Genomic DNA, 3,783 nt, shown 5'->3' with positions numbered 1-3,783 from the left:
CATAGGTTGGATCTTAAGGAATAAAACTTGAAAACATGCTCTGAATTTGATCTGATAGTAATCGCCAAACCACTATCTATCCCAAAAGCAGAGCATGAATAAATATAATACTGAGTTAAACAAAATAACGAAAGTGCTTAACGATTTTAATATTAACGAAATAGGTAAAACAAGCCGTTTTTGTAGCCGTAAACGAATAATAAAACCTTTCGAATTAGTCATGTCGTTAATAACGGCTCTAGGCGATAAATCGGTAAACACCGTGACAGATTTACATCGTTATTTTGTGAAGTTGACGGAAACTGATGTTCAATATAAACCGTTTCACAATCAACTGAGTAAGCCTGAATTCAGCCAATTGATGAAATCACTGGTCGATGTGGCGTTAAATGAATGGCAGCAACAAATACTCGGCACAGAAGTCACACTGTCAGATTTCAAACGCATCATATTGCAAGACGGAAGTTCGTTCGCAGTGCACGATAGTTTAAAAGATACCTTTAAAGGTCGCTTTACTAAAATAAGTCCTGCGGCAATAGAGGTTCATGTGAGTTGGGATGTGCTTCAAGGTTATCCCGAAGAAATCTCAGTGAGTCCTGATAGCCAAGCTGAATATGATTTTTTACCTGATGCTAAATCGTTAGTCGACACCTTGTTTTTAGCGGATAGAGGTTATTTTAAGTTATCGTATCTTGAATCAATTGATACAGCAGGAGGCTTTTATGTTGTCAGGGCTAAAACCACGGTTAATCCAACCGTAGTAGCTGCTTTTAATCGTCACGGTAACGCGTTAAAACGGTTTTCACAGAAGAAGCAAAAGGACGTTAAAAAGCATATTCGTCGTAGTGTTATTGTCGATATGGATGTGGAAGGTAAAACTAATTATCGATTGATTGCGAGCTGGCCTAGAGGAAAAAGTGAGCCTACTTATTGGGCAACGAACTTAAATCGAGAAAAATTTAGCGCTGAAGCGGTAATAAAGCTCTACAGTCTCAGGTGGCAAATAGAGTTACTGTTTAAAGAATGGAAGTCTTATTGCAACCTGCAAAAATTTAACACCAGAAAAGCGAGCATGATGGAAGGCTTGGTGTGGGCAAGTTTATTGACGTTGTTAGTAAAGAGGCGAATAGGCATGAGTGTTCAACAACTTGCCGGTATTGAGCTATCAACATTTATGGTAGCAAAAAACACCCAAGGTTGGTTTTATCAATTAATGGAGTCGATAACACAAGGCGTGATATCGACACTGAATAAAGCATGGCAAAAAACTATCAGTTTTTTGTCAAAATATGCACGAAGAGCGAACCCAAAAAGAGATAAAGAAAAAGGACGATTAAAATGCGGCCTGAATCCAATTATCTCTTAATGTCTAACCTATGAAGCGTAGATAGCACATAGCGATAACGTACATCGGCTAAATTACGTTTTGCATCATACAAATTTTGTGTACTCACAAGTACATCAACAATAGTTCGGGTGCCTACTTCAAAGCCTGCTTCGGTCGCTTTTAACGCGCTTTGCGCTGAGACCACTGCTTGCTCTAATGCTTTATACGTTGCAATATCAGACACCACCTGATTATAAGAGGTAATAACAGAGCGTGTAATTGCACGGTAATTTGTTTCTAGATCTTGGCTTGCAGATACATAAAATGCGCGAGCTTGATCAGTAGCTGCAACAGTTGCACCACCAGAGTACAAAGGAACGCTAAAGTTAATACCTATAGAACTTGAATCCTCCCGTGGCTGCCCGTCAAAGTTTACACTATTGATAGTTCCATCGCTGAGTGAATCGCCGTAACTTGCATCTAATGTAAGCTTTGGGTAATGCCCTGCTTGTGCTAATTTAATTTGCTGTTGCGCTATATCAACCGTTACTTTAGAGACTTGTAAGCTGATGTTTTTTTCTTGGGCTACTTTAACAAAATCACTTGAACCCTTAGCAGGTTTAACCGTTGAAAAAGTATCTGTGTTCAAAATACTTAGTTTTTTGTGGTATTTACCCGTTATTTCACGTAACTCTTCACGGGCTGTTTCAACTGAATTACTTGTAATGATCTCTTGAGCGACAGAGTTATCGTACTGCGCTTGTGCTTCATGTACGTCTGTAATAGCGGTTAACCCCACGGCATAACGTTGTTTTGTTTGCTCTAACTGGCGATTTATAGCGCGTTTTTCTGCTTGACTAAACTCTAGGTCATCAATTGCACTCAATACATTAAAGTAACCTTGGGCAACACGCACTATTAAATTTTGCTTAGCTTCATCGTATTGTGCTCTTACTTGTAGTGCTTGTTTATCTGCAATGTCTAACGAGTTCCATGCGCCTAAATCAAATAAAGTTTGGCTTAAACTAACACCCCGCGTGAACTCATCGGTATCACTTTGCACTTTAACTTGGTTTGTTAAATCGCTCACACTTTGAAAAGAGGTCGAGTTACTTTTTGTATAACCCATGGTTAGGTTAATTTGTGGTAATAGTGCACTCATTGCAGTATCACTTTGGTAAGACTGTGCTTGTGCCTGCGCTTTTGCCTTTAAAACAGTTGGATCGTTAACGGCAGCTATTTCATAAACTTGCAATAAGCTTTCGGCATTAACCACCGTAATGTTTAATAGGCTTGGTAAACAAAATAAGGCAGCAAAAATATGTTTTTTCATCTAAAAATCAATCCTTAAACAATGTTAAATTAATACGTGTTTTTTCAAATAATTTGGTGAACTCAATAATACGTTTAGCGTTAACGCCCCTATCACCTCTACCAATACGCGACACACTGCGAATATCAATTCGACTGCCATATTTATAAGCAGTGATATTTACAATTACGTCATCAGTAAAGTTAAAAAAGGGGGTGTTTGCAGTGCTTTCAAAACTTAATAAACTTGGGTTTTGGTGTACTACTGTCCATTGCATTATATAAGCAACATTTAGAGCCTGTAGGTACGCTTCTTCTACGCTTAGCTCTGATAATATTGGCTGAATATCTGGGTAAGCCTGCCTTTGTTGCTTTGCTATATTTTCGCCACCATAAACCAAGGTGTTTTTTGCATCTGAACGGTTATCAATTAAAAATTCAAATACCGGAGGCTGTTCAGTATTGGTTGTTATATCGTGTATTGGTGGAGCCTTTACCGATTGCTGAAATACACTAATAACACTGGGCGCTAAAATCCCTAATCCAAGCACAAGAGCAAAAACTGATTTTAATATCCCTTTATTTTTACGATATTTAACACTGTATATTAATGAAAGTAGCGCTGCGGCGAGCGCGCTGTACCCTAATAAATTATTATAATTATTACTTGCTCTAAACCCGGTTATTGCATCCCAACATCCTAAAGACGATCCAAATACCATTAAGATTGCAATACCAGCACATAGAACACTTATAGTTAACGCTATGCTGGAGAGCTTTGTGCACGCTATATTAATTTTTATCATCGTTAATCCTATAACCTAGAGGTTATCAATCCATTTTAATACAACGACTAAAATGGATTGATATTGTTAATTACTCTGATTTACTTACCTAGATTCAAATTGTAAGTGCATAACTTGTTTTGGCTAGATTAAGTGGTCAGTTGCTCATAAGCTAACTGCTTTTTCTCCGGCAAGAGATTTTACAATGAGACATTACAAACAACTGACCTATGCGCAAAGATGCCAGATCGCCGTTCTAAAGAAAAGTGGTTTTACGCAACAAAGTATTGCTGAGCTAACTAATTTATCGCAATCTACGATTTCAAGAGAGCTTTCTAGAAATACAGGTAAGCGAGGTTA

Annotated in this window: 4 protein-coding genes; 2 read left to right on the top strand and 2 right to left on the bottom strand. The window is 38.0% G+C overall.

The annotated features are described in order from the left end of the window. The first annotated feature begins 94 nt into the window (after positions 1-94). Positions 95-1,366: an IS4 family transposase gene (locus L647_RS0117655; RefSeq protein ID WP_024610808.1), complete on the top strand. Its 1,272-nt coding sequence runs from the start codon at positions 95-97 to the stop codon at positions 1,364-1,366. On the opposite strand, the gene tolC is transcribed toward L647_RS0117655, so the two are convergent. Together tolC and L647_RS0117645 are read right to left on the bottom strand one after the other, a co-directional pair. Then, positions 1,356-2,660, bottom strand: a complete 1,305-nt coding sequence (gene tolC, locus L647_RS0117650) for an outer membrane channel protein TolC (protein ID WP_024612217.1) — start codon at positions 2,658-2,660, stop codon at positions 1,356-1,358. The two genes, L647_RS0117655 and tolC, sit on opposite strands and share 11 nt — an antisense overlap. 7 nt (positions 2,661-2,667) lie before the next feature. Continuing rightward, positions 2,668-3,444, bottom strand: a complete 777-nt coding sequence (locus L647_RS0117645; protein WP_029880538.1) for a DUF1499 domain-containing protein — start codon at positions 3,442-3,444, stop codon at positions 2,668-2,670. A gap of 184 nt (positions 3,445-3,628) precedes the next feature. Between L647_RS0117645 and L647_RS1000000125430 the strand changes: the two genes are divergently transcribed. After that, positions 3,629-3,783: helix-turn-helix domain-containing protein (locus tag L647_RS1000000125430; RefSeq protein ID WP_139015429.1), on the top strand; the 155-nt coding region annotated here is incomplete at its 3' end.

The organism is Pseudoalteromonas sp. TB64, from assembly GCF_000498095.1.
Classification (GTDB): Bacteria; Pseudomonadota; Gammaproteobacteria; order Enterobacterales; family Alteromonadaceae; genus Pseudoalteromonas.
The sequence above is the reverse complement of the archived record's forward strand: the minus strand, read 5'-3'. Positions and strand labels throughout refer to the sequence as shown.

Bases quoted from the DNA above. Each gene is read 5' to 3' on its own strand.
- L647_RS0117655 (WP_024610808.1), top strand. From the start codon at position 95: ATGAATAAATATAATACTGAGTTAAACAAAATAACGAAAGTGCTTAAC.
- tolC (WP_024612217.1), bottom strand. From the start codon at position 2,660: ATGAAAAAACATATTTTTGCTGCCTTATTTTGTTTACCAAGCCTATTA.
- L647_RS0117645 (WP_029880538.1), bottom strand. From the start codon at position 3,444: ATGATAAAAATTAATATAGCGTGCACAAAGCTCTCCAGCATAGCGTTA.